The sequence below is a fragment of the Sphingosinicella sp. LHD-64 genome (assembly GCF_031157375.1).
Taxonomy (GTDB): domain Bacteria; phylum Pseudomonadota; class Alphaproteobacteria; order Sphingomonadales; family Sphingomonadaceae; genus Allosphingosinicella.
The window spans coordinates 422,636-446,907 of record NZ_JAVIFV010000001.1; the positions used below are offsets into that span (position 1 = coordinate 422,636).

A 24,272-nucleotide genomic window follows, 5' to 3' on the forward strand; every position below is an offset into this window, starting at 1 on the left:
CAGGGGCCAGGGCGCGGGGATTTGTGACGACGCTTCGAACGATCTGCCGGACCGCTTTGCCACTGCTGCTGAGCCTGCCCTGCGCCGCGCTGGCGCAGACACCGGTCGCGCCCGCGGACCAGGCACCGGACCAGGTGGCCTTCAGCGCCGATCAGCTCGCCTATGACGAGAATACCGAGATCGTGACCGCGACCGGCGAGGTCCGGATGACCCGCGAGGGCTACAACCTGCGCGCCGACACGTTGAACTGGAACCGGATCACGGGCGAGGTGCGGGCCGAGGGGAACGTGCGCGTCGTCAGCCCGGCGGGCGACGTCGCCTATGGCGACAGCGTCCAGCTTCAGGACACGCTGCGCGACGGCGTGATCCAGAACCTGCTGCTCGTCCTCGCCGATGGCGGGCGCCTCGCCGCGATCGAGGCGCGGCGGGACAATGGCGTCACCACCTTGAACCAGGCCGCCTACACGCCCTGTTCGGTGGTGGACGAGAATGGCTGCCCCAAGGCGCCGACCTGGCAGATCACGGCGGTGCGCGTCGTCCACGATCCGGTCCGGCACCGGATCAGCTATCGCGGCGCGACCCTCAACCTGTTCGGCCGCCCGATCATCGGCCTGCCCGGCCTGTCACATCCGGACGGAAGCGACGGGGCCGGCGGCAGCGGCGTGCTCGTCCCCGAGCTGCGCTACGACCGGATCAACGGCTTCGAGATCGCCGTCCCCTATTATCTCCGGCTGGCGGAGAACCGCGATCTCACCCTGACGCCCCATGTCTATACCGATGTGGCGCCGATGCTGGAGGCGGAATATCGCCAGCTGACGGCGCGCGGCGCCTTCCAGATCCGCGGCTATGCGACCTACAGCCGCAGGGTCGGCGTGAACGAGGAGCCGCTGCCCGGCGCGGACCGGGCCTTCCGCGGCTATATCGAGGGCAATGGCCGCTGGCAGCTGACGCCCGAATGGAGCGTCACCGCGTCGGGTCGCTACGTCACCGACCGCACGTTCCTGCGCCGCTACGACATCTCCCGCGACGACCGGTTGCGATCGGTGATCGAAGTGGAGCGGATCGGCGCCGACAGCTATATCTCGATCGCCGGCTGGGCCTTCCAGGGGTTGCGTGTCACCGATGTCGAGGGGCAGCAGCCGATCGTGCTTCCCGCCATCGACGCCCGCTTTCGGCTCGACGACCCCTGGCTGGGCGGCACCTTCAACCTGCAGGCCAACAGTCTCGCGATCCTGCGCACCGAGGGCCAGGACACCCAGCGCGCCTTCGCCAGCGCCCAGTGGGACCGGCGGATGATCACGCCCTGGGGACAGGAGCTGGTGCTGACCGCCTTCGCCCGCGGCGACGTCTATCACGCCAGCGATACGTTGCTCACCCAGCCGCTCTACCGCGGCACCGAAGGCTGGAGCGGACGGGTCATCGGCGCGCTCGCGGCGGACATCAAATGGCCGTTCATCGGCGAGTTCCTGGGCGGGACCCAGCGCCTCACGCCGCGCGTCCAGTTCGTCGCCGCGCCGGTTTCCGACAATCTCGATATCCCCAACGAGGACGCCCGCGCGATCGAGCTCGAGGATTCGAACCTGTTCGCCCTCAACCGCTTCCCCGGCTACGACCGCTGGGAGGACGGCGCGCGCGTCACCTATGGCGCCGACTGGGCGTTCGATCTGCCCGGCATCCGGGTCCGCACCAATGTCGGCCAGAGCTATCGCCTCAGCACCCGCGAGGCGATCCTGCCGCCCGGCACGGGGCTGTCGGGCCGCTTCTCCGATATCGTCGGGCGCACATCGATCCAGGTCGGCCGGCGGCTCAGCTTCACGCACCGCTTCCGGCTCGACAAGGACAGTTTCGCGGTGCGTCGCAACGAGATCGACGCGACGGTGGGCGGCCGCCAGACCTATGCGACGATCGGCTATCTGCGCCTCAACCGCAACGTCGATCCGTCGATCGAGGACCTGCGCGACCGCGAGGAGGTCCGCGTCGGCGGCCGCGTCGCCTTCGCCCGCTACTGGTCGATCTTCGGCTCGGCGGTCGTCGACCTGACGGACCGGCGCGAGGACCCGCTGTCGCAATCCGATGGCTTCGATCCGATCCGGCATCGCATCGGCATCCTCTATGACGACGAGTGCCTGGAGCTCGGTGTGACCTGGCGGCGCGACTACGAAACCACCGGCGATGCACGCCGCGGCAACACCTTCCTCATCCGGGTGGCGCTCAAGAACTTAGGGCGCTAGGAAGGGCGCGCTAAGCTGCGGTTCAGCATGTTTCGGGCACGTTCGGGGCCTGCATCCATTGGAGGAATGATGAAGCTCGGTTGGTTTTCAAGGGCGGCGGTCGCATTGGCGGCGTCCTTGCTTTCGGTGTTCGCGGCCGCGCAGACCCAGCCGGAGGCCCAGACCGAGGGCACCGGCAACCTCAACATCCCGATCGACGTCCGCTTCGTCGGCAACACCCAGCCGGGTGTGCGCAAGGCCACCGCGATCGTGAACGGCTATGTCATCACCGAGAGCGACATCGATCACCGGCTGGCCCTGATCGTGGCCTCAAACCGCATCGAGCTTCCGCCCGAGGAACTGCAGCGTGTGCGCGCCCAGGTGCTGCGCAACCTGATTGACGAGACGCTGCAGATCCAGGCTGCGACGCAGCAGGAAATCTCGGTCTCCGACAATGACGTGAACCAATATTACTCCCGCTTCGCGCAGGGCTCGAACCGCACCGCCGAGGAGATGTCCGCCTATCTGCGCTCGATCGGCTCGTCGGACGAATCGTTGAAGCGCCAGATCCGCGGCGAACTGTCCTGGCAGCGGGTGCAGCGGCGCCAGATCGAGCCGTTCGTGACCGTCGGCGACGAGGAGGTCCAGGCGGTCATCGACCGGCTCAACGCGTCGCGCGGCACCTCCGAATTCCATGTCGCGGAAATCTATCTCTCCGCCACGCCCGAAACCGCGACCGAGGCGCGTGCCAATGCGACACGCATCGTCCAACAGGTCCGGGCCGGCGCCTCCTTCGCCGCCTATGCCCGCCAGTTCTCCGAGGCGACGACCGCGGCTGTCGGCGGCGATCTCGGCTGGGTGCGCGGCGAGCAGCTTCCCCAGGAACTGTCCGCGGTCGTTCAGGAGATGCCGGTCGGCGCGATCAGCGACCCGATCCAGGTGTCCGGTGGCTATTCGGTCGTCGCGCTGGTCGACAAGCGCCAGATCCTGGTCGCCGACCCGCGCGACGCCGTGCTGAGCCTCATGCAGATGTCGATCGCCATGCCGGCTGGCACGAGCGCTGACCAGGCCCAGGGCCGCGCCCAGCAGCTTGCCCAGGCCACCCAGTCGATGGGCGGCTGCGGCAATGCGGCGCAAACGGCGCAGACGATCGGTGCCGAGCTCATCTCCAACGATCAGGTGCGGGTCCGCGAGCTGCCGCCGGCGCTGCAGCAGACCCTGCTCAATCTCAGCATCGGTCAGGCCTCGCCGCCGTTCGGCTCTGCGGAGCGGATCAGCGTTCTCGTGCTGTGCGGTCGCGATGATCCGCAGCAGGCTAGCGGGCCGAGCTTCGACCAGGTCTATGCCCAGCTCAACGAGGAACGCGTCAGCCGCCGCGCGCAACGCTACCTGCGCGACCTGCGGCGCGACGCAGTCGTCGACTATCGCTGAGATGCCCGCCGCCCCGCTCGCCGTTTCGCTGGGAGACCCGGCCGGCATCGGCGCGGAGGTGATCGCCAAGAGCTGGGAGCGCCGCGTCGAGGCTGCGCTGCCGTCCTTTTTCGCGGTCGGCGATGTCGGTGCGATCGAGGCCGTGTGGAGCGGCCCGGTCTCGGTCATTGCCGAGCCGAGCGAAGCGCTTGGCCTCTTCGACAACAGCCTCCCTGTCATCCGCGTCGCCGATTCGACGGTGCCGCCCGGCAGCCTCGATCTGATCGGCGCGCGCAATTCGCTCGATGCGCTGGAGCTGGCAGTCGGGTTGACCCGCTCCGGCGCCGCCTCCGGCCTCGTCACCGGGCCGGTCTCCAAGGCGCGGCTCTATGCGGTCGGTTTTGTCCACCCGGGCCAGACCGAATTTGTTGCCGAGCGCTGCGGTGTTTCCAGCGAGCTGGTGGCGATGATGCTTGCCGGCCCGACGCTGCGCGTCGTCCCGGTCACCACCCATATCCCCCTTGCCGACGTCCCGCACGCGCTGTCGGTCGACCGCATCGTGGCCAAGGGCCGCGCGGCCGCCCGCGGCCTCCAGCGCCAGTTCGGCATCGAATCCCCGCGCATCGCGGTGGCAGGGCTCAATCCCCATGCCGGCGAGAACGGCGCGCTCGGCCGCGAGGAAATCGACCTGATCATGCCTGCGATCGATCGGCTGCGCGGGGAAGGCTATGACGTCACCGGCCCGCATCCGCCCGACGTCATGTTCCATAACCATTGCCGTCGCAGCTACGATCTCGCGCTCTGCATGTATCACGATCAAGCGCTGATCCCCTTGAAGACGCTGCATTTCGACGAGGGGATCAACGTCACGCTCGGCCTGCCGATCGTGCGCACGTCGCCCGATCACGGGACCGCGTTCGACATCGCGGGCAAGAATCTGGCCGATCCCGGCGCGATGATCGCCGCCATCCGTGCCGCAGGGGAGTGCGCCCGGCGCCTGGCGGCGGCGTGACGTCGCTCGCATGCAACTGAGGTTTCGGGCCGATTGCTCCCCCGGAGCAATCTGCGTCATGCTGGGAGCATGACGCACCCGGAACCTCTGTTGCATCTGCCACCGCTGCGCGAAGTCATCGCCGCGCACGGGCTCAGCGCCTCCAAGGCGCTCGGCCAGAACTTCATCCTCGACGAGCAGTTGCTCGGCCGGATCGCCAAGGTCCCGGGATCCCTCAAGGGCGAGCGCGTCTATGAAGTCGGCCCCGGGCCGGGCGGTTTAACCCGCGCGCTGCTCCGCGCCGGTGCGGAGGTCGTCGCGGTCGAGCGCGATCGCCGCTGTCTCGTCCCGCTTGGCGCGCTGTGCGAAGCCTCGGGCGGCAGACTCCGCGTCATCGAGGGCGATGCGCTGGAGATCGACGAAGCGACGAGGATCGGCCCGGCCCATATCGTCGCCAACCTCCCCTACAATGTCGGCACCGCCTTGTTGGTACGCTGGCTCGGCGGCGAGGCCTGGCCGCCCTGGTGGCGGTCGCTGACGCTGATGTTCCAGCTCGAAGTGGCCGAGCGGATCGTCGCTGCGCCGAACAGCGGCGCCTATGGCCGGCTCGCCGTGCTCGCGCAGTGGCGGAGCGCGGCACGGATCGCAATGAAGGTCCACCGCTCGGCCTTCGTGCCGCCGCCCAAGGTCATGTCGGCGGTGGTCCACATCACCCCTGCCCCGGCGCCGGACGGAGTCGCGCCCGCGATGATGGAACGGCTCACCGCCGCCGCCTTCGGCCAACGCCGCAAGATGCTGCGACGCTCCCTGCAGCCCGTCCCCGGCGCGCTCGACGCGCTGGCCCGGCTGGGAATCGATTCCGCGCGGCGTGCGGAAACGCTGGCCGTTTCCGACTTCATCGCGATCGCCCGTCTGCTGGGCTCCGCTTAGGCGGCGGTCAGGATGCGTACCCCGAACACCGGGCCGCAGCGATCGCGGTCCGTCGTCGGCTTGAAGCGGATGGTGACCTGCGTCTTGCCCTGAGTCAGCGCCGGCGGGATCGGATAATCCACCTCGAAGAACTCACCCGGCCGTTCGCCATTCAGGCGCTGTGTCGCAATCTTGGTGCCGTCGACCAGGATGTCGAACAGCTTGTTCCGCTCCTCGCCCCAATAGGCCGCCCTGAGCACCAGCGGACCGGACCGGACCCGCGCACGGAATTCGAAATAGCCATGGTTGCGGGCATCGCGCCCGTGCCGGCCGCGATAGGTGACCGGATAGCTGTTGTCCGCGGTGAGACCGTGATCGCGTTCGGGCTGCATCTCGCCGAGATGGACCTCGTCCACCGTGCGGGCGGCGATCGCCTGGCGCTCCCGTTCGGCGGCGGCGAGCGCCGCCTGCTCGCGGGTCCAGCCGGCCTCGTCGAAGGCGCGGAAATAGACCGCGGTACGCCGCTGCCATTGGGCGAAGAACGGGGCGAACGCCATGTCGCCGGGACGGCCGATGCCGTTGGTGCGGAACCGCCCCTGCGCCGCGTCGACCGGCGTGAAGCCGCCGACGATGTCGGCGGCGACCAGCGCCGGCGGCAGCCCCTCATAAGGCCGGTCGGTCGGCCCCAGGTCGGCGGCGAGCACGACCGGACCGTGCAGCAGCGCGATAGTGGAAGGATCGTCCACCGTCGCCTCGCTGCGCAGCCGCATCGGCAGGTCGAGCATGATCCGGTCGCCGACCCGCCAGCGGCGGCGCAGGACGAAATAGCCGCCGCTCGGCTCGGCCTGCTGCGCCTCGCCGTTCACCGCGACGCGGGCGCCGTCGCACCAGCCGGGCACACGGAGCGCGACGGCGAAGCGCGACGGCCCCGCCAGCGTCTCGATCGTGAAATTGACCTGCTCGCCGAACGGATAGGCCGTCTCCATCCGCACGCCGGCGCGCTGGCGCGCCCAGGTCGCGGTCGACGGGATGTAGAGATTGGCGATCAGCGTATCGCCACTCTCCCACCAGACCGACTCGCCATGCTTGGCATGGCTCTCCATGCCGCTGCCGACGCAGCACCAGAAGCTATCGAACGGCTCGGAGAAGGTCCGGTGCGTGCCCGACATCAGCGGAACCATGTAGGCGAACATGCCCGTCGCCGGGTCCTGATGCGCCAGGATGTGGTTGAGGTGGGCACGCTCGTAATAGTCGAACAGCCGCGCCTCCGGCCGCCACGCATAGAGATGCCGGGTGAGCTTCAGCATGTTGTAGCTGTTGCAGCTCTCGCAGGTCTGCTCGGTGATGTGCCGGGAGACAGTGCGCGCGGCCGTGAAATATTCACGATCGGCATTGCCGCCGATCACATAGGTGTAGTCGCGCACCACCGTTTCCCAGAAGAAACGGGCGGCCGCCTCATGGCGCGGGTCGCGGGTGATCTCGTGCAGCCGGGCGAGCCCGATCAGCTTGGGGATCTGGGTGTTGGCGTGGATCCAGGGGAGGACGTCGCGCCCTTCCGTCAGTGGGTCGAGGATGCGGCGATGGCGAAACCGCTCGGCGAGCCGCAGCCAGCGCGGATCGCCGGTGCGCGCATGGAGCTCGGCGAAGCTCTCGTTGATCCCGCCATGCTCGCAGTCGAGCACGAGCTGGACCTGTTCGTCGCTCAAGGCCGCGAAGACGCGGTCGATATAGCCGGCGAGGCCCAGCGCCACGTCCCGCGCTTGCCGGTTATCGCAATGACTCTCGGCATCGAACAACCCGGCGAAGGTCTTGTGCCAGTTGTAGAAAGGCACCCAGCAGCCGTTGAGGTCGAAGCCCAGCGAACGGATGTCGCCGCGCATCAGCTCGGGAAAGAGCGCCTTGCCGTCCTCGATCACGCCGTCCGGGCGGCGGCGGGTGAAGCCGGCGACATAGCCGTCGCCATGCGCCGCCTGGCATGCGGCGAGCTCGCCGACGATATAGTCGACCCGCCGGCGGCATTCCGCATCGCCGGTCTGGGCGTGCATCAGCGACAGCGCGGTCAGATAATGGCCGAGCGTATGGCCGGCGATCGTGTCACCTTCCCACCCGCCATAGCGCTCGCCCCTGGGCTCGAGGCCGGCGCTTGTCCGGAAATTGTGGAGCAGCCGGTCCGGCTCGAGCCGATGCAGATAGGCGCGATTCGCCTCGACCGCATCCAGATAGACCGACGGCAGCAGCCGGACCGAGTCGAGCGGCAGCGGAGCGGCCGAATCGAAGGCACCGCGCGTGTGCGCCTGGGCCCTGAGGGCGTGCGGAACGAACGCGGCGAGCGCGGCGCCGGCGAGGAGCTGACGGCGGTTGAAGTGGAAGCCCATGAATGCGATGCCTCCGTTGACGGGTTGCCTCGATAGTATACGATATACGGTGATCTGTCCCGATCGAATTTGCCAAGGGGAATTTCCGGATGCTGCGCTCGACGTCCTGCCGCCTCGCTCTTGCCGCCTTCTGCCTCACCGCTCCCCTGCCGGCCCTCGCGCAGCAGCCTGCGCCGGCCGCGCCCGCCCCATCAAGCGCTGACGCGCGGCTGAAGGCGCTCTACGAAGCGGAATGGGCGTGGCGGCGCGAGCAGGAAGGGACGCTGCCGGGTCAGGGGCCGGGCGCGCTGGCCGATCACCTGCCGAGCGTCACGCCGGCCGCCAATCAGGAACGGCTCGCTTACTGGGAGAATGCGCTGCGGCAGCTCGACGCCATTCCGGCGGAACAGCTGTCGCCAGACGAAAAGATCAACGCCGCGGTCTTCCGCACGGTGCTGCAGGAGCAGATCGGCGATGCGCGCTTCCGCGCCTATGAGATGCCGTTCAACTCGGACAGCTTCTTCTGGACCTGGATCGCGCCGCGCTCGGGCTTCGCCAATGCCGACGAATATCGCCGCTATATCGGACGTCTGCGCGACGTGCCGCGCTATTTCGGCGAGAATATCGCCAACATGCGCACCGGTCTGGCGCGCGGCTTCTCGGTGCCACGCGTGACGCTGACCGGGCGCGACGCGACCATCGTTCCGTTCACCGCCGACGGCGAGGACAATCCGCTCTTCGCGCCCTTCCGCCAGATGCCGTCGAGCATTCCGGCCGAGGAACAGGCACGGCTGCGGCAGGAAGGTCTGGCCGCGATGAACGAGGCGGCGATTCCCGCCTTTCGCGAGCTGCTGCAGTTCATCCGCACCGAGTATATGGAGCGCGCCCGAACCACCCTCGGCGCCTCCGAGATGCCGGACGGCGAGGCCTATTACCAGGCGATGATCCGCAAATACACGACGCTCGACATCACGCCGCAGGAGATTCACCAGACCGGCCTGCGCGAGGTCGCCCGCATCCGCGCCGAGATGGAGCAGGTGATGCGGCGTGCCAACTTCACCGGCACCTTCCCGGAATTCCTCCAGTTCCTGCGCACCGATCCGCAATTCTACGCCAAGACCCCCAACGAGCTGCTCGGTTATGCCTCCTATGTCGTGATGCGGGCGCAGGGGCAGCTCCGCAACGCGTTTGGCACCCTGCCCCGCTATCGTCATGGCATCGTGCCGGTCCCAGACGACATCGCGCCGATCTACACCGGCGGCCGCGGTGGCCTGCAGAACTGCATGTTCAACACCTACAACCTGCCGCAACGGCCGCTCTACAACCTGCCGGCCCTCGCGCTCCACGAATGTACCCCCGGCCACAGCTTCCAGGCCGCTCTGGCGCTCGAAGGCCCGAACCGGCCGGAATTCCGCCAGGAGACCTATTTCTCCGGCTACGGTGAGGGCTGGGGCCTCTACACCGAATGGCTCGGCACCGTCATGGGCATCTACCAGACGCCCTACGAGGATTTCGGCCGCCTCACCTACGAGATGTGGCGCGCCTGCCGGCTCGTCATCGACACCGGCATCCACGCCTATGGCTGGGACCGCGACCGGGCGATCGCGTACCTCCGCGACAACAGCGCGATGTCGGAGCTGGAGATCGTCAACGAAATCGACCGCTACATCTCGTGGCCCGGCCAGGCGGTCGCCTACAAGCTCGGCGAGATCACCATCCGCCGCCTGCGCGCCGAAGCCGAGCAGCGGCTCGGCACGCGCTTCGACCAGCGCGGGTTCCATGACACCATCCTCGGCCTCGGCTCGGTGCCGCTGCCGGTGCTCGAGGAGCAGGTCCGCGCCTGGATCGCCGGCGTCGAGAACGCGCCGGCGACCCCGGCGCCCCGGACGACGGGGTCGTCCTCCTAGTTGTTGTTGTTCTGCGGCCGTACCGGCGACGGGGCCTCGACGCGCTGCGCCGAGACGACCTCGGCGGGCGGGCCGCGGGTGATCACCGCGGCGAGCTGATCGGCCTGCGGGCACGGCGCATTGCAGAGCTGGCGCACGCGGTCGAGATTGCCGCGTGCCCGGTCGACGGCGCCCCGCTGGACATAGGCCTCGCCCTGCCCCGCCAGCGCGCTCACGTCATTGGGTTCGAGCCGCAGCGCATCCGCGTAGAGACGGATCGCCTTGCCGGGCAGACGCTGTGCCTGGGCGACCCGGCCGAGCTGGACATAGGCGCTGCGATTGCCGGGATCGAGGACGAGCGCGCTCTCGAGCAGGTCGATCGCCTCGTTGTAGCGGCCGGCGGTGGTCAGGGTCCGCGCCTGCTCGACCATCGCGGCGGAGCGTGGGTCGACCTGATCGTCGGCGCGCTGGCCGAAGCCGGCGCTGGCCATGGTCGCCGCCGCGACCGCAATCGTAAGGGCAATCGGCATGAGGCGCATCAGATACTCCATTCCTTCTCGCGGCCAGCCTAACATGCGCGCCGCCACCGCGCGATGAAAAAGCCGTCGGTCCCGTCACGTGCCGGGCTGAGCAGGCGCCCGGGCCCTGCGGCTGTTCCCGCAGTGATGGGCACGGTTTCCCGAACAAATGCTGAATGGCGTGCCTCGAAGGCTGCGGCCTGCTCGCGCCCCTCCTCGCCGAGGAGCGAGCAGACCGCATAGACCAAATGCCCATCAGGGGCTACAAGTTCCACAGCAACATCAAGAAGATGTGACTGGAGCTTCACGAACCGGGCGAGCCGCTCCGGAGTCAGGCGCCAGCGCGCCTCCGGGTTGCGCCGCCAGGTGCCGGTGCCCGAGCAGGGCGCATCGACGAGCACGAGATCGGACGCTCCGGCCAGATCGGCGAGCGCCTCCGCCTCGCGATTGGGATCGAGCAGCCGCGCCTCGATGATCGACACGCCAGCGCGATCCAGCCGCGGCGCCATCCGCGCCAGGCGGGCGCGATCGGTGTCGGACGCGACGATCCGCCCCTGGTCCGTCATGTCGGCGGCGAGCGCGAGGGTCTTGCCCCCTGCCCCGGCGCACAGATCGACGATCGTGGCGCCGGGCCTGGCGGAACAGCCGAGCGCGAGCAACTGACTCCCTTCGTCCTGCACCTCGACCAGGCCGGACGTCCACACCTCGCTCTGCTCAACCTGCGCGCCCTCGGGCAACCGGAGGCCGAGCGGCGCATGCGGTGTCTCCCGCGCTTCGGGAAACGCCGCCACCGCCTCCGCCCGCGTGCCCTTCAGCCGGTTGACCCTGAGATCGAGTGGTGCGCGGTCGAGCAGCGCTCCGAGTTCCTCGCGTTGCAGAGCGGGGTCGAAGCGCTCCAGCAACCACAGGGACGCGATCCCCGCTGTAGCCACCGGTTCGTCCACTTCCAACGGCGCAGGTCCGTGCGCCGACCCGTCGAACAGCGCACGCAGCTCGGGCGCATCCTCGGCCAGACCCAGGAGCGCCGCACGGCCGGAGACGGGCCGCTCTCCCGCCCGGCGGATGGCGCGGAACACCAGGTCGCGCACCGCGCGCCGGTCCTTGGAGCCGGCATACCGGCGCGTCCTGAAGTAGCGGGCGATCAAGGTATCCGCCGCCGCCCCGCCTTCGCGCGCGGCGGCGATGATCGCGTCGAGCAGCTCGATCGCCGCCTCGGCACGCGCGGCCGGAGTCACGCCGCCCGCTCCCTACGGGAACGGCCGCTCCCGATAGGCGACCTTGTCCTCACCGTCCTCCTCATAGGCACGCAGATACAGCGTCGTGGTGCGGCCGTCGGCCAACCGCGCCTGCGCGGTGCAGCGTATGTCGGCGGGCGAACGGGCGGTCTCCTGCGGGTTGGCGATCTCGGCGACCTGGATCGGCTGCGTCCGGGAGATTTCCCGTGCCCGGTCGGCGATCTCGGCGCAGTCCATACCGGAAATGCCGCCACAGCCCGCCAGGGCCAGCAGAAATGCGACCGGACCGCCTGCTCTCACGCGTGCGCGCATCTTCGTTCCCCGCTGGCCGACGATCGGCGGGAAGCTTCATCATCCGGCCCCGAAACGCAAGCCTAGCGCACCGGATAGTTCGGCGCCTCGCGGGTGATGGTGACGTCGTGGACATGGCTCTCGCGGAGGCCGGCATTGGTGATGCGGACGAACTCGGCCTTCTGCAGGTCGGGAATCGTCGCGGCGCCGGTATAGCCCATCGCCGCCTTCACCCCGCCGACGAGCTGGTGGATCACGTCGCGGGCATGGCCCTTGTAGGGGACCTGCCCCTCGATCCCCTCCGGCACCAGTTTCAGCTGGTCCTTGATGTCCTGCTGGAAATAGCGGTCGGCCGAGCCGCGCGCCATTGCGCCGACCGACCCCATGCCGCGATAGCTCTTGTAGGCGCGCCCCTGGTACAGGAACGTCTCGCCCGGTGCCTCCTCGGTCCCAGCCAGAAGCGAGCCGACCATCACCGCCGACGCGCCGCCGGCCAGCGCCTTGGCGATGTCTCCGGAGGTCCGCAGGCCGCCGTCGCCGATCACCGGCACGCCGGATTTCGCGGCCTCCTCGGCGGACTCCATGATCGCGGTCAGCTGTGGCACACCGACCCCGGCAACGACCCGGGTGGTGCAGATCGAGCCCGGTCCGATGCCGACCTTCACGCAGTCCGCGCCCGCGCCGATCAGCGCCTTGGTCGCCTCGCGCGTCGCGACATTGCCGGCGACCACCTGTACGGCGTTGGATGCCCGCTTGACCCGTTCGACCGCCGCGGCGACCTCGCGATTGTGGCCGTGCGCGGTGTCGATGACGATAAGATCGCACTCGGCGTCGATCAGCGCCTGGCTCCGCTCGAATCCCGCATCGCCCACCGTGGTGGCGGCGGCAACGCGCAGCCGCCCGGCGGCGTCCTTGGTGGCGTTGGGATAGGTGACCGCCTTCTCGATGTCCTTGACGGTGATGAGGCCGATGCAGCGGCCGTCCAGGTCGACGACCAGCAGCTTCTCGATCCGCCGCTGGTGGAGCAGCCGGCGGGCCTCGTCCTGGCTGACGCTCGGCCCGACCGTGGCGAGATTGTCCTTGGTCATCAGCTCGGACACCGGCTGACGCGGATTCTCCGCGAAGCGGACGTCGCGGTTGGTGAGGATGCCGACGAGGCGCCCGCCCGTCTCGGTCACCGGGATGCCGGAGATCTTGTGCCGCTCCATCAGCTCGCGCGCGTCGGCGAGCTTCTGGTCGGGCCGGATCGTGATCGGGTTGACGACCATGCCGCTCTCGAAGCGCTTGACCGCGCGGACCGCGGTGAACTGCGCCTCGACGTCCATGTTGCGATGGAGCACGCCGAGCCCGCCGAGCTGCGCCATCACGATCGCCATGTCGGCCTCGGTCACCGTGTCCATGGCCGAAGACAGGATCGGGATGTTGAGCCCGATCTCGCGCGTCACCCGCGTGCGGGTGTCCGCCTGGCTCGGCAGGACGGAGGATTCCGCCGGCTGGAGGAGGACGTCGTCGAAGGTGAGGCCGAGGCGAATGTCCATATGTCCTAGTCCTGCCCGGCTGCGGTCGTTGCAGCGGGGCGCCGATAGACGGTCGGATCGGCGAGGCGACGGCCGAGCGCGACCATGAGATTGGTGTCCTCGGCCGCGCCTTCGAGCGGGATGGGCCCGCCGAGCTGGTCCTCCGGCTTGTGGTAGGCGCCGTTGAGGAAGGCGCCGAGCAGCTCCATGTTCGAGAAGGAGCCGCCGACCATGATCGTCGGGATGCCGGCCTGGGTCAGTTCCCACCCGTCCTGCCGCTGCACCAGGGCGTTCGCCTCGTCGTCCGTGTCGATCTGGCGGCCGGCGGCCTGGATCGTCTCGTCGATCACCCGGTCGAGCGCCGGATCGCCGCGGCCCATCACCGCGACCGGCGCGCCCGCCGGGGCGATCGCGATCGTGTCCATGTTGATCGCCGCGACGATCGATGGTGCGGGGGCGACCGGATGGGCGGCAAAATATTCGGCGCCGAGCAGCCCCGATTCCTCCGCCGTGGTGGCGAGGAACAGGATGTCGCGCGCCGGCCGCGGCTGGCGCGCCAGCCGGCCGGCGATCTCGATCAGCGCGGCGATGCCGCTGGCATTGTCGACCGCGCCGTTACAGATCCGGTCCGCCTCGCCTTCCGGCCGGCAGACGCCGAGATGGTCCCAGTGGGCGAGGTAGAGCAGGTTCTCGTTGGTGTTGCCGCTGCCGCGCAGCCGCGCGACGACATTGTTGCTGACGTAGCGCTCGACCCGGGTCGTGACGTCGATCGTTGCGCGCAGCGGCAGGGTCACCGCGCGGAACGACGAGCCGGGTTGCTCGTTCATCAGCCGCTCGAGATCGCCGCCGCCGGCCGCAATCAGCCGCTGGGCGGCGGCGAGCGGCATCGCGCCGGTCACTTCCGGCACCGGCGTGGAATCGAGCCGGGTGGCGCGCTGGCCAGCCATGGTCGTGCGCACCGCCTCCCAGGGCACCTCCGCTCCGACGATCGCGATCACCGCGGCCGCGCCGGCATCGCTCACCGCCTGACGCCGCTCGGCGAGCGACGGGAAACCTTCGATGTTCGGGCCTTCGAGCAGGACCAGCACGACGGCCCCGCGCACGTCGGTGCCGGCGAGCTGGTCGATGCCGCGATCGGGTATGCGCGCGCCGTGGCCGGCGAAGATCACCGGCGCATCGGCGATCCGCTGACTGGCGTCGCGGCCGAGCAGCACGATCTCGTCTTGGGAGAATTCGGCCGGCCGCCCGTTCGCGGTCCACTGGACAGCGTGTTCCCCGGCAGCGCGCTCGACCAGGGGCACCGGCTGGAACCAGCTGTCGTTCGCTCCCGCAGGCTCGAGTCCGTGGGACCGGAGCTGCTCGACGATATAGGCGGTGGTCCGGCGCTCGCCCTCGGTGGCCGGGGCGCGCCCCTCGAACTCATCGCTCGCCAGCCTCTCGATATGCCGCATCAGCTCGGCCGGCGTGACCGGCGGATCGGCCTGGGCCAGGGCGACAGTGGACGACAGCAGGAGCGCGAGCGGCGCGAGTGCGCGGATCGGGGCGGCAAACATGCGGCTGCTTAAGGAGGCCGCAGCCTAGTGGCAAGCGATTCGGAAAAGCCGGCTAGCGCCCTGCCCGCTCGACCAGCGCACGCGCCTGATCGACATGCATCGCCTCGATCATCCGCCCCTCGTGGCGTTCGGCGCCGCCCCCTGCCGCCTCGATCAGCCGGCGGGCGGCCTCCAATTCGGCCTCGCTGGGCGAGAAGATGCGGTTGACCGTCTCGATCTGGCTCGGATGGATCACCGACTTGCCGTCGAAGCCGTAGCGCCGTCCCTCCTCGCACTGCTCGGCGAGGCCGTCGTCCGCCTCCAGGCGGTTGTAGACCCCGTCGAACGCGGCGACGTTCGCCGCCCGCGCCGCCAGCACGATCCGCTGCAGCGCGTAGACGAGGCCGCGCCGGCCGCGCTCGGGCGGGATACGCAGGCTTGCGGCGAGGTCGTTGGTGCCGGCGATCAACCCCTTGGTCGCCGGCGCGATCGCCGCGGCGTCGAGCACGCCGCGCGCCGTCTCGACCATGGCGAGCACCGGCTTGCCGATCAGCCATGACGCGTCATGCGCCTGCTTGGCATTCTCCGTCTTGGCGAGCACGACATAGTCGACCGCGCAGCGCCGAAGCGCCACGACATCCTCGCCGAACCAGGGGGTATCGAGCGCATTGACGCGGACCGCCTTCACCCGTTCGCCGAACCCTTCGGCCGTCGCCGCGATCGCCGCCTCGCGCGCCGACGCCTTGTCCTCCGCCTTCACCGCATCCTCGAGGTCGAGGATCACCATGTCGGCGGCCAACGCCCGCGCCTTCTCGATCGCGCGCGGATTGGAGGCCGGCAGGAAGAGCAGCGAACGGCACTGGCGAAGGTCGATTGCGGTCATGGAGCCCCCTCCGATTCTGCTTGGATGCCTATGGCTTTGTCTACATGATATCGTCGGCAGCGGTGGAAGGAATCGCCATGGAAGCTATCGTCCTCGTCCTTATCACGTTCGTGGTGCTGTACCTCTTCGTCAGCGTGAAGATGGTCCGGCAGGGATACAAGTACACGATCGAGCATTTCGGCCGCTTCACCGCCGTCGCCGCGCCCGGCCTCAATTTCTACCCGGCGATCTTCTACCGGGTGGGCCGCAAGGTGAACATGATGGAGCAGGTGCTCGATATTCCGGGCCAGGAGATCATTACCAAGGACAATGCGATGATCCAGACGGACGGCGTGGTGTTCTTCCAGGTGCTCGACGCCGCCAAGGCCGCCTATGAGGTGAGCGACCTCTACGTCGCGATCATGCAGCTCACCACGACGAACCTCCGGACCGTGATGGGCTCGATGGACCTCGACGAGACCCTCTCCAAGCGCGACGAGATCAATGCGCGGCTGCTCTCCGTCGTCGACCAGGCCACCGAGGCCTGGGGCGTCAAGATCACCCGCGTCGAGATCAAGGACATCCGCCCGCCCGCCGACATCGTCAACGCGATGGGCCGCCAGATGAAGGCGGAGCGCGAGAAGCGCGCGCTGATCCTCGAATCCGAAGGCCTGCGCGCCTCCGAGATCCTGAAGGCGGAAGGCCAGAAGCAGAGCCAGATCCTCCAGGCCGAGGGCCGCAAGGAAGCGGCGTTCAGAGATTCCGAGGCGCGCGAGCGCGAGGCCGAGGCCGAGGCCAAGGCGACCAAGGTGGTCTCCGACGCCATCGCCGGCGGCAATTCGCAGGCGATCAACTATTTCATCGCGCAGAAATATGTCGAGGCGGTCGGCCAGTTCGCCACTTCGCCCAACTCCAAGACGATCCTCTTCCCGGTCGAGGCGACGCAGCTGATCGGCACGCTCGGCGGGATCGGCGAGCTGGCGAGGGAGGCGCTCGGCAGGAACGAGGGAGACGCCCCTGCCCCGGCACCGCGCCGGCAGGGGCCGTTCGAAGGAAACCAGTGATGGATTTCAGCGGGCTGGAGCCGCAATGGTGGTGGCTGCTCGGCGCGGCGGTGCTGGGCATCCTCGAAATCGCAATGCCCGGCATCTTCCTGATCTGGCTGGGCGCCGCGGCGGCGATCACCGGCATCGCGGTCGCGGTCGTTCCGATGACGCTGCCGCTCCAGCTCGCCCTGTTCGGCCTGCTGTCGATCGCCGCGGTGATGGGCGGCCGGCGCTTCTACGAGCGCAACCCGGTCGACAGCGCCGATCCGCTGCTCAACGACCGCACCGCCCGGCTGATCGGCCAGAATGTCGAAGTGGTGACGGCGATCGCCAATGGCGAGGGCCGGGTGCGGGTCGGCGACAGCGTCTGGCCCGCCCGTGGCCCCGACGCGCCGGCGGGCGCGCGGGTGCGCGTGATCGGCGCCGAGGGCAATTGCCTGACGGTGAGCGCGCCGGCCGCGCTGCCGCCGGCGGCGAAAAGCTAGGGCCTCACCGCCCGAGCTTGCGCATGATGTCGTTGAGCGGGTTGCCGTCGCCGTCCATGTCGAGCATCGCCCCCAGACCGCCGAGCCCGCCCGCCTGCGGTTGAGGCTGCGGTCCGCCGCCCCTGCCGAGCACCCCGCCCAGCACGCTGCCGAGCATTCCACCCAGTCCGCCGCCCCCGGCCGGCGCCGCGCCGTCGCCCTGCCGGGACAGGAACCCGCCGACCAGCATCGCCAGCATCGGCAGCATCTGCCTCAGGGTCGAGGCATCGAGCCCGCTCTGGGCCGAGGCGTCGCTGGCGACCGCGCGGCTGACATCCTTCGATCCGAAAATCTGCCCGAGAATGTCGTTGCCCTGATTCACATCGGTCGGCTCGCTGCCGACGACATTGTCGAACAATCCGCCGCCGCCCATGCCGCCGAGCATGCCGACCAGGCCCTCGAGCCCGCCCGCCTGGCCCTGCGCATTCTGCTTGAAGCCGCCGAGGATGGCCGGAAGCAGCGCGCCCGCGCCGCTCCGCGCCTGATCTGGCGCGATGCCGAGCTGGCCGGCAATCGCGTCGATGCCGCCGCCGTTCAGGATGGCTTGCTGGATGTCCATGTGCGTACCCCTTCCTGCAACATTCAGGGACCATGCTTATCGCGCGGATGTGACAGGTCGCGCAACGTGGGACTTGCCGCATCCGGAACCGGCGCCTCGCCGCCGGGTTCTATGATCCTCGCCGGCGCATGAAGCCGGCCGACAAGGGAGGGTGACCATGAGTATCTTCACCAAGATCAAGAATGCGATCCTCGGCCGTCCGCTGAACATGCCGAGCGGCGGCGCTGCCCCTGCCCCCGCTGTCGCCCCGGCGGCCGCGCCCGCGGCTGGCGCCGGCCAGGCGACCGCCCAGGCCCAGCCGCAGCCGCAACCCGCCCCCCAGCCGCAGGCGATCAGCGAGGTCGACGTCGCCCGGGTGCTGGAGGAGCGCGCCGCGGCGCAGGGCCAGCAGCTCAACTGGCGCACCTCGATCGTCGACCTGATGAAGCTGCTCGACATCGATTCGAGCCTGGAGAACCGCAAGGAGCTGGCCCGCGAGCTCGGCTATACCGGCGACACCGGCGACAGCGCGACGATGAACATGTGGCTCCACAAGCAGGTGATGCGCGAGCTCGCCGCCAATGGCGGCCGCGTGCCGGCGGAGCTGACCGACTAGACGGCACATCTACGGCCCCGGTCCTCCGACGCCTCCAGCGTCGATCGGGATTGAATTCCGGCCGGGGCCGGTTGCCGGAATCGGCTCTCGGCCCCGGCCTCGTGGGACACGCCGTAGCACCGCGTCCTCGAGCGGCCGGGCTGGGGCTTTTCCGTCGGGCCACGTCTCGTGAGTCAGAGTGATCGGCAGTCCGAGCTTCGGGCGTCATACTCCAAAAACCGCTTGCGATATAAAACCAGTAGAACTAGCTCACAGCTGATTGCATAACGCAATCAGAACCGCGCGGGCGCGCTGCATGAGGAGGAAATCGGGCATGGCCAAGCTCGTGTTCGGAATGAACCAGTCCCTCGACGGCTATGTCGATCACGACCGCTTCGCGCCCGACCCCGTCCTGTTCCGCCACTTCATCGAGGAGGCCGAGGGGCAGACGGGCAGCGTCTATGGCCGCAAGATGTATGAGATCATGCGTTATTGGGACGACGATCATCCCGATTGGGAGCCGGAAGGAGCCGCCTTTGCGGCCGCATGGCGCAGGCAGCCGAAATGGGTCGTCTCGCGCACGCTCGAGTCGGTCGGCCCCAACGCCACGCTTGTCGGCGACGATCTCGGGAGCGCGATCCGCGCGCTGAAGGCCGAGCGCGACGGGGAGATCGAAGTCGCCGGTCCGGACCTGGCGCGAAGCCTCACCGAACTCGGCCTGATCGATGAGTATCGAATCTACCTGCATCCTGTCGTGCTTGGCCACGGCACGCCCTATTTCGCCGGACCGCGGCCGCCGCTCCACCTTGTGGCCAGCGATCGGATCGGCGAGGATGTGATCAGGTTGACGTACGTTCCCGCCTGATCCCGCGGCTCGCCGGCGCCGCTCAAAATGCCTGCGTGGCCAGCCAGGCTGAACCGAACAGCCCGGCGCCGAAGATGAGATGCGTCATCAAACCGCGCAGTCGCGCGATGTGGGGATTGGGGAGCCGGGACGCGGCGACACCGAACCCCATGGCGGGCTGCATCAGGAAAAAGGGCGCAGCGACGGTCAGCAGACCGACGCCAAGCGCGAGGCCCAGATTTGGTCGCGCGACCCATGCCGCGCCACCGAGCAACAGAAGAATGCCCGCAAATGCGACGCCGATCAGATAGTGGGCGATCCATCCGATCGCTTTCTCTCCGGAGACCGGAGGTGCCGCCGCAATCGTGTCGTGGACAAACCGTCCTTTGGGCATGTGCCCGAGCCAGCGGCCCACCAGCGCATAGTCGAGCGAGGGGATGCCGAACGTACGACGCTGCAACAGCGCCCAGAGATCCATTGTTGCGGTCGCTCCGACGCCCATCGCGATCAGCAGAATGAAAAGCTCCATCTGTCCTCCGCAAGACGGCATATAGCGCCGAGTCGGCTGCTTTTACGAGTTCGAGTGGGCTTGCGATCAATGCCCTGGCGCACGCGCTCGAAAGCACATGGTCCGATCCGGCCAGCTCCAGCCGATCGTCTATCGCGCGCCTCTCTCGATGCGTTCAAGAAATGCGCCGAGCAATGCGTTGAACTGCTGCGGCTGGTCGACGAACACGGCATGCCCGGCATCTTCGATGGCATGAAATTCCGCGTCGGCCACGCGGGACGCCATGTCCCTTTGATCGACCAGCTCAGCGGACCGTGCGGAGGCGACGATGAGCACCGGCTTGTCCATCCGCTCGAGCGCCGGCCGCCGATCGACGCCGAACAGATCGGCGACCAGCATCGCCGCCCCGGTCGCGGTCGGCGTCGCGAGCGCCCGATCGACCAGCTGGTCGAGTTCGGCGGAGGAAAGCGGGCGAACGACGACCGCACGCATCATCCCTTCGGTATAGTCGCGCGGCGCATTCATGTAAGCCGACAGCCTGCCGAACTGGCGTGCGGCGGCGTGCGGCGCCCGTTCGATGCGGGCGGCGCCGCTCGATATGGGAGAATCGACAAGCACGATGCCCTCGATGTTCGCGGTGCCGTAGCGCTCGACATAGGCTGCGGTGTCCTGAACCCCCTGAGACCAGCCGACCAGAACGAAGCGGCCGACATTCAGCCGTGCGAGCAGGGCATGAAGATCCTGGGCGCGCTGTTCCGGCGTGTTGCCCTCCGCCGTCTTGGTCGATTGCCCCTGGGAGCGCGGATCGACGGAGATCACCCGTCTATCGCTGCCGAACGCCGCAATCTGGGCAGACCAGATCGAGCCCGAGAAGCGCCAGCCGGGCAGAAGCACCAGCGTGGGCCGGTCCGCCCGCGCCGGTCCCTCGTCGATGACATGGATGCGCACATCTGCCGACACCGGAACATCGGCGGTTCTGGCGTTCGATGCGGACGCCATGAAGGGCATCAGCATGCAGAGCGAAGCGAGGCGGACAAGATTTCGGATACTCGCTGAAGCCATTGTTTTTCTCCAAAGGTGCCCGAAATGCGGAAAACCGGACCCGGCGCGCTTCGCACGATCGGTTCGACCGGCCAGCGCTTTCTTTTCGACCAGCAGCGAAGGGTGCCGCCACCCGGTGCGCGATTGGCGCGCGATGTTGGTCGGGACCATTCCGATGCCCCGATCGATCATGCGCCGGCGCCGCCAAAGCTTCCAGCCAGCCGGTTCGCAAAATCAACGATCGTGGCGCCCCCTTCGGCACCGTGGTCGGGATTGACCTCGCACACGGTCAATCCGGCCAGGTTATCGGCCGACAGAAGGATGGTCAGGGCCGTCATGGCCGCATCGACGGTAATCCCGCATTTCCGCCTGACATTTTCCGCCAGCGGAAAGTTCTCATAATCGATCACGTCCACGTCGAAATGGATCAGCACCTGGTCGAAGGACCCGGCCCAAGCCACGGCGCGCGCGGCTGCGGACGCAGGATCGGCGCCGACGGCCGCCACGTCGATGATCTCGATGGCGCGCTGGTCGATCACCGCCTGCTCCGGAGCGGTGATGTTCCCGGCACCGAACAGCAGCAGGTCCTCCGGCACCAGCATGGGGCGGCGGGGACCGATCTTCGTCAGTCGATCGACAGCGCCCGGAAGCCCAAGCATATGCGCGACACCCATCCAGTCGAGGGCGCCGTCGGGCGTGGTTTCGGGGGTGTTCAGATCGGCGTCGAGATCGAAGTAGATCAGTCCCGTCCGATGGGAGGGTGCGAAGCTGCCGGCCAGCGTCCCGAGCTCGATCGTACAATCGCCTCCCACTACCAGGGGCAGCAGGTTCGCCGAGCGTGCCCTCCGGACTTGTGCGGCCACCGCCGATGCGACGGCAGCAACCTGCGCCACGTTCATCGCGAGCGGCGAGGCGGGATCCGCACGCCAGCGGAAGCCTTCGACATCGCCGAAATCGCGGCAGGCAAACCCCGCGGCGGAGAGCCGATCGACCAAGCCGGCTCGTCTCAATGCTTCCGGCGCCTTTTCTTGCCCCGGCGCGTATGCACCTGCGCTGCTGGGCGCGCCGATGAGAGCGATCGAGCGCATGACCATCTCCGGGTAGTAGACCGCTATCGCCAGAAGGTCAGGTAGGAGCGATCGCGTCTGCTTTCCACAGCCTGAAAACGGATAATCGATGCATGGCGGTTTTTCCGGATGCCGATCGAAACCCGGCCGGTCCGCTATCGACCATTCCGCCACCCAGGGTCGTGAAGTGCAGGATTTCTGTCGAGCCCGGCGAACACGCAAGAATTATGCGGCGGCGCACAATTTTCGGCAATTGAGGTGCCTTTTTCGGCCCCGGGTTGTGCTTCGTGGACGGCGCGGATCGAGATCTGGGTGATGGTCTCGTGATAGCCCTGCGTCTCGTCGTTCACGCCGCCGACGCTCTCGTTGTAGCGGCGGATGAGGTGCGGCAGGTCGCGCTCCGGCACGATGTCGGGCCGCTCCAGCACCAGCCAGGCGCAGGTCGAAAGATGCGCTTCGTGGGTCCATTCGGCCTTGGGCAAGGTGCAGGCCAGCATCCGCTCCCCGATCGAGCGGATGGCATCGTCGTCGGCGAACGGTCTCGGTTCGCAATCGCTCATCTCATGTCTCCCAAACAGCAAAAGGAGCGCGCCGGCCCCGCCGGCACGCTCCTTTCGAGACGGTTGTGGTGCTTGAGGCGTCAGGCGGCCGTGATCACGGGCTCCTGCGCTTGCTGGACGACCACCTCGCCCGCGCCCATCGGCGCGGCGGCGAGGACGCCGGCGTCGACATGGGCCGCGAAGCGGGCGAAATTGTCGGTGAAGAGCTTCACCAGCTTCGCCGCGGTCGCGTCATAATCGGCCTTGTCGGTCCAGGTGTCGCGTGGGTTGAGAATGCGGCTCTCGACGTCCGGCACGCTGACCGGCACCTCGAAGCCGAAATTGGGATCGACGCGGAATTCGACGTTGTTGAGGCTGCCGTCGAGCGCGGCGTTGAGCAACGCGCGCGTCACCTTGATCGGCATGCGGCTGCCGACGCCATACTTGCCGCCGGTCCAGCCGGTGTTGACCAGCCAGCACTTCACGCCGCCCTTGGCGATCCGGTCCTTGAGGAGGTTGCCGTAGACGCTCGGATGGCGCGGCATGAAGGGCGCGCCGAAGCAGGTCGAGAAGGTCGCCTCGGGCTCGGTGACGCCGATCTCGGTGCCGGCGACCTTGGCGGTGTAGCCGGACAGGAAATGGTACATCGCCTGGTCGGGCGTCAGACGCGCGATCGGCGGGAGAACGCCGAAGGCGTCGGCGGTGAGGAAGATGACGTTCTTCGGCACCGGCCCCATATTCTCGGCCGAGGCATTGGGGATGAAGTCGATCGGATAGGCGCCCCGCGTGTTCTCGGCGAGCGTATTGTCGTCGAGGTCGAGCGCCCGCGTGTCGGGGTCGATCACGACATTCTCGAGCACCGTGCCGAAGCGCTTGGTGGTCGCGTAGATCTCCGGCTCCGCCTCGGGCGAAAGACGGATCATCTTGGCGTAGCAGCCGCCTTCGAAATTGAAGACCGCGGTGTCCGACCAGCCATGCTCGTCGTCGCCGATCAGGGTGCGGCTCGCGTCGGCGCTGAGCGTCGTCTTGCCGGTGCCGGAAAGGCCGAAGAAGACCGCGGTGTCGCCCTTGGGGCCGATATTGGCCGAGCAGTGCATCGGCATGATGCCGGCGACCGGCAACTTGTAGTTGAGGATGCCGAACACCGATTTCTTCATCTCGCCGGCATATTTGGTGCCGCCGATCAGGATCAGCTTTTCGGAGAGGTTGACAGCGATCACCGTCTCCGTGCGGGTGCCGTGGCGGGCAGGGTCGGCCCTGAAGCTCGGCAGATCGATGATCGTGAATTCGGGTTCGAATCCGGTGAGTTCATCCGCCTCGGGGCGGACCAGCAGGGTGCGGATGAAGAGATTGTGCCAGGCGAGCTCGTTGATCACGCGTACCCGTACCCGGTGCTCGGGCTGCGAGCCGCCAAAGAGATCGGCGACGAACAACGTCTCCTTCTCGCCCACCGCCTTCAGGAAGTCGGCCTTGAGCGCCGCAAAATGGTCCGGCGTCATCGACGCATTGTTGTCCCACCAGATATTGCTCTCGGTCTCGCCGTCGCGGACGATGAACTTGTCCTTGGCCGAGCGGCCGGTGTGCTTGCCGGTGGCGACGACCAGCGGGCCGTCCTTGGCCAGCACGCCCTCGCCGCACGCCAGCGCCTGCTCGACGAGCTGCGGCGTGCCGTAGTTCCAGTGGAGCGTCGCTTTGGTGTCGATGCCCTGGTGGTGAAGATCGAAGGACGGGACCCGGTTGGTCACCTTGGCTCTCCTATGGATAAAGGGGTTCGGCCCCGCCAGCGGGGGCGCTCTGCATGGAGCCGCGCATATCGAAGGGTTGGCCGCGCGTCAAAGGGTAGCGCGGCAGGACG

At 68.2% G+C, this 24,272-nt stretch carries 22 protein-coding genes; 9 read left to right on the forward strand and 13 right to left on the reverse strand.

Annotated features, from left to right (window positions below; genetic code table 11):
- Positions 1-23 precede the first annotated feature (23 nt).
- The 4 genes from RCO27_RS02040 (at position 24) to rsmA (ending at position 5,541) form a co-directional block, all read left to right on the forward strand.
- Positions 24-2,231 (forward strand): LPS-assembly protein LptD, encoded by a 2,208-nt coding sequence (locus RCO27_RS02040; protein ID WP_374990343.1) that lies wholly within the window; start codon positions 24-26, stop codon positions 2,229-2,231.
- Positions 2,232-2,300: 69 nt separating this feature from the next.
- Positions 2,301-3,641 carry a peptidylprolyl isomerase gene (locus RCO27_RS02045; RefSeq protein ID WP_309000972.1) on the forward strand — a complete coding sequence of 447 codons (1,341 nt, stop codon included), beginning with the start codon at positions 2,301-2,303 and terminating at the stop codon, positions 3,639-3,641.
- A 1-nt stretch (position 3,642) separates the two neighbouring features.
- Positions 3,643-4,632: a 4-hydroxythreonine-4-phosphate dehydrogenase PdxA gene (gene pdxA / locus RCO27_RS02050; RefSeq protein WP_309000973.1), complete on the forward strand. Its 990-nt coding sequence runs from the start codon at positions 3,643-3,645 to the stop codon at positions 4,630-4,632.
- Between the two features lie 69 nt (positions 4,633-4,701).
- Positions 4,702-5,541: a 16S rRNA (adenine(1518)-N(6)/adenine(1519)-N(6))-dimethyltransferase RsmA gene (gene rsmA / locus RCO27_RS02055; RefSeq protein WP_309000974.1), complete on the forward strand. Its 840-nt coding sequence runs from the start codon at positions 4,702-4,704 to the stop codon at positions 5,539-5,541.
- On the opposite strand, the gene RCO27_RS02060 is transcribed toward rsmA, so the two are convergent.
- Positions 5,538-7,895 (reverse strand): glycoside hydrolase family 127 protein, encoded by a 2,358-nt coding sequence (locus RCO27_RS02060; RefSeq protein ID WP_309000975.1) that lies wholly within the window; start codon positions 7,893-7,895, stop codon positions 5,538-5,540. The two genes, rsmA and RCO27_RS02060, sit on opposite strands and share 4 nt — an antisense overlap.
- An 89-nt stretch (positions 7,896-7,984) precedes the next feature.
- On the opposite strand from RCO27_RS02060, the gene RCO27_RS02065 reads away from it, so the two are divergent.
- Positions 7,985-9,781: a DUF885 family protein gene (locus tag RCO27_RS02065; protein WP_309000976.1), complete on the forward strand. Its 1,797-nt coding sequence runs from the start codon at positions 7,985-7,987 to the stop codon at positions 9,779-9,781.
- Here the strand turns inward: RCO27_RS02065 and RCO27_RS02070 are convergent.
- The 6 genes from RCO27_RS02070 to RCO27_RS02095 all read right to left on the reverse strand — a co-directional run bounded on the left by RCO27_RS02070 (position 9,778) and on the right by RCO27_RS02095 (position 15,727).
- A complete protein-coding gene (locus tag RCO27_RS02070; RefSeq protein WP_309000977.1) occupies positions 9,778-10,299 on the reverse strand; it encodes a tetratricopeptide repeat protein in 522 nt (173 codons plus the stop codon). The genes RCO27_RS02065 and RCO27_RS02070 overlap by 4 nt on opposite strands.
- Before the next feature lie 29 nt (positions 10,300-10,328).
- Entirely contained in the window at positions 10,329-11,513 is a 1,185-nt protein-coding gene (locus tag RCO27_RS02075) for an RsmB/NOP family class I SAM-dependent RNA methyltransferase (RefSeq protein ID WP_309000978.1), read from the reverse strand.
- Positions 11,514-11,525: 12 nt separating this feature from the next.
- Complete coding sequence (locus RCO27_RS02080; protein WP_309000979.1) at positions 11,526-11,825, reverse strand: hypothetical protein; 300 nt, start codon at positions 11,823-11,825, stop codon at positions 11,526-11,528.
- Positions 11,826-11,887: 62 nt separating this feature from the next.
- Positions 11,888-13,342, reverse strand: a complete 1,455-nt coding sequence (gene guaB / locus RCO27_RS02085) for an IMP dehydrogenase (RefSeq protein ID WP_309000980.1) — start codon at positions 13,340-13,342, stop codon at positions 11,888-11,890.
- Positions 13,343-13,347: 5 nt separating this feature from the next.
- Positions 13,348-14,874: a M28 family peptidase gene (locus RCO27_RS02090; RefSeq protein WP_309000981.1), complete on the reverse strand. Its 1,527-nt coding sequence runs from the start codon at positions 14,872-14,874 to the stop codon at positions 13,348-13,350.
- 52 nt (positions 14,875-14,926) lie between these two features.
- Complete coding sequence (locus RCO27_RS02095) at positions 14,927-15,727, reverse strand: CoA ester lyase (RefSeq protein ID WP_309001895.1); 801 nt, start codon at positions 15,725-15,727, stop codon at positions 14,927-14,929.
- An 86-nt stretch (positions 15,728-15,813) separates the two neighbouring features.
- Here RCO27_RS02095 and RCO27_RS02100 point away from each other — a divergent pair, with 86 nt between their 5' ends.
- A complete protein-coding gene (locus RCO27_RS02100) occupies positions 15,814-16,779 on the forward strand; it encodes an SPFH domain-containing protein (RefSeq protein ID WP_309000982.1) in 966 nt (321 codons plus the stop codon).
- Positions 16,779-17,246 carry an NfeD family protein gene (locus tag RCO27_RS02105; RefSeq protein ID WP_374990344.1) on the forward strand — a complete coding sequence of 156 codons (468 nt, stop codon included), beginning with the start codon at positions 16,779-16,781 and terminating at the stop codon, positions 17,244-17,246. Before RCO27_RS02100 ends, RCO27_RS02105 begins: the two co-directional genes overlap by 1 nt.
- A gap of 4 nt (positions 17,247-17,250) precedes the next feature.
- On the opposite strand, the gene RCO27_RS02110 is transcribed toward RCO27_RS02105, so the two are convergent.
- Entirely contained in the window at positions 17,251-17,844 is a 594-nt protein-coding gene (locus RCO27_RS02110; RefSeq protein ID WP_309000984.1) for a DUF937 domain-containing protein, read from the reverse strand.
- 157 nt (positions 17,845-18,001) lie between these two features.
- Between RCO27_RS02110 and RCO27_RS02115 the strand changes: the two genes are divergently transcribed.
- Positions 18,002-18,439 carry a DUF3597 domain-containing protein gene (locus RCO27_RS02115; RefSeq protein WP_309000985.1) on the forward strand — a complete coding sequence of 146 codons (438 nt, stop codon included), beginning with the start codon at positions 18,002-18,004 and terminating at the stop codon, positions 18,437-18,439.
- A gap of 313 nt (positions 18,440-18,752) precedes the next feature.
- Positions 18,753-19,283, forward strand: coding sequence for a dihydrofolate reductase family protein (locus RCO27_RS02120; RefSeq protein WP_309000986.1), 531 nt, complete (start codon positions 18,753-18,755; stop codon positions 19,281-19,283).
- 22 nt (positions 19,284-19,305) lie between these two features.
- On the opposite strand, the gene RCO27_RS02125 is transcribed toward RCO27_RS02120, so the two are convergent.
- The 5 genes from RCO27_RS02125 to RCO27_RS02145 all read right to left on the reverse strand — a co-directional run bounded on the left by RCO27_RS02125 (position 19,306) and on the right by RCO27_RS02145 (position 24,162).
- Positions 19,306-19,791 (reverse strand): DUF2938 domain-containing protein, encoded by a 486-nt coding sequence (locus RCO27_RS02125; RefSeq protein ID WP_309000987.1) that lies wholly within the window; start codon positions 19,789-19,791, stop codon positions 19,306-19,308.
- 129 nt (positions 19,792-19,920) lie between these two features.
- Positions 19,921-20,784 (reverse strand): alpha/beta hydrolase, encoded by an 864-nt coding sequence (locus tag RCO27_RS02130; RefSeq protein ID WP_309000988.1) that lies wholly within the window; start codon positions 20,782-20,784, stop codon positions 19,921-19,923.
- A 215-nt stretch (positions 20,785-20,999) separates the two neighbouring features.
- Positions 21,000-21,899 (reverse strand): arginase family protein, encoded by a 900-nt coding sequence (locus tag RCO27_RS02135; protein ID WP_309000989.1) that lies wholly within the window; start codon positions 21,897-21,899, stop codon positions 21,000-21,002.
- A 134-nt stretch (positions 21,900-22,033) separates the two neighbouring features.
- Positions 22,034-22,438, reverse strand: a complete 405-nt coding sequence (locus RCO27_RS02140; protein WP_374990345.1) for a hypothetical protein — start codon at positions 22,436-22,438, stop codon at positions 22,034-22,036.
- 80 nt (positions 22,439-22,518) lie between these two features.
- The gene (locus tag RCO27_RS02145) at positions 22,519-24,162 is read right to left on the reverse strand and encodes a phosphoenolpyruvate carboxykinase (protein WP_309000990.1); all 1,644 of its coding nucleotides are present in this window, start codon (positions 24,160-24,162) and stop codon (positions 22,519-22,521) included.
- Between the last annotated feature and the right edge of the window lie 110 nt (positions 24,163-24,272).

What these genes read in the sequence shown, in the direction of transcription:
- RCO27_RS02045 (WP_309000972.1), top strand. Translation starts at nt 2,301, where the DNA reads ATGAAGCTCGGTTGGTTTTCAAGGGCGGCGGTCGCATTGGCGGCGTCC.
- pdxA (WP_309000973.1), top strand. Translation starts at nt 3,643, where the DNA reads ATGCCCGCCGCCCCGCTCGCCGTTTCGCTGGGAGACCCGGCCGGCATC.
- rsmA (WP_309000974.1), top strand. Translation starts at nt 4,702, where the DNA reads ATGACGCACCCGGAACCTCTGTTGCATCTGCCACCGCTGCGCGAAGTC.
- RCO27_RS02060 (WP_309000975.1), bottom strand. Translation starts at nt 7,895, where the DNA reads ATGGGCTTCCACTTCAACCGCCGTCAGCTCCTCGCCGGCGCCGCGCTC.
- RCO27_RS02065 (WP_309000976.1), top strand. Translation starts at nt 7,985, where the DNA reads ATGCTGCGCTCGACGTCCTGCCGCCTCGCTCTTGCCGCCTTCTGCCTC.
- RCO27_RS02070 (WP_309000977.1), bottom strand. Translation starts at nt 10,299, where the DNA reads ATGCGCCTCATGCCGATTGCCCTTACGATTGCGGTCGCGGCGGCGACC.
- RCO27_RS02080 (WP_309000979.1), bottom strand. Translation starts at nt 11,825, where the DNA reads ATGCGCGCACGCGTGAGAGCAGGCGGTCCGGTCGCATTTCTGCTGGCC.
- guaB (WP_309000980.1), bottom strand. Translation starts at nt 13,342, where the DNA reads ATGGACATTCGCCTCGGCCTCACCTTCGACGACGTCCTCCTCCAGCCG.
- RCO27_RS02090 (WP_309000981.1), bottom strand. Translation starts at nt 14,874, where the DNA reads ATGTTTGCCGCCCCGATCCGCGCACTCGCGCCGCTCGCGCTCCTGCTG.
- RCO27_RS02100 (WP_309000982.1), top strand. Translation starts at nt 15,814, where the DNA reads ATGGAAGCTATCGTCCTCGTCCTTATCACGTTCGTGGTGCTGTACCTC.
- RCO27_RS02105 (WP_374990344.1), top strand. Translation starts at nt 16,779, where the DNA reads ATGGATTTCAGCGGGCTGGAGCCGCAATGGTGGTGGCTGCTCGGCGCG.
- RCO27_RS02110 (WP_309000984.1), bottom strand. Translation starts at nt 17,844, where the DNA reads ATGGACATCCAGCAAGCCATCCTGAACGGCGGCGGCATCGACGCGATT.
- RCO27_RS02115 (WP_309000985.1), top strand. Translation starts at nt 18,002, where the DNA reads ATGAGTATCTTCACCAAGATCAAGAATGCGATCCTCGGCCGTCCGCTG.
- RCO27_RS02120 (WP_309000986.1), top strand. Translation starts at nt 18,753, where the DNA reads ATGGCCAAGCTCGTGTTCGGAATGAACCAGTCCCTCGACGGCTATGTC.
- RCO27_RS02125 (WP_309000987.1), bottom strand. Translation starts at nt 19,791, where the DNA reads ATGGAGCTTTTCATTCTGCTGATCGCGATGGGCGTCGGAGCGACCGCA.
- RCO27_RS02130 (WP_309000988.1), bottom strand. Translation starts at nt 20,784, where the DNA reads ATGCTGATGCCCTTCATGGCGTCCGCATCGAACGCCAGAACCGCCGAT.
- RCO27_RS02135 (WP_309000989.1), bottom strand. Translation starts at nt 21,899, where the DNA reads ATGCGCTCGATCGCTCTCATCGGCGCGCCCAGCAGCGCAGGTGCATAC.
- RCO27_RS02140 (WP_374990345.1), bottom strand. Translation starts at nt 22,438, where the DNA reads ATGAGCGATTGCGAACCGAGACCGTTCGCCGACGACGATGCCATCCGC.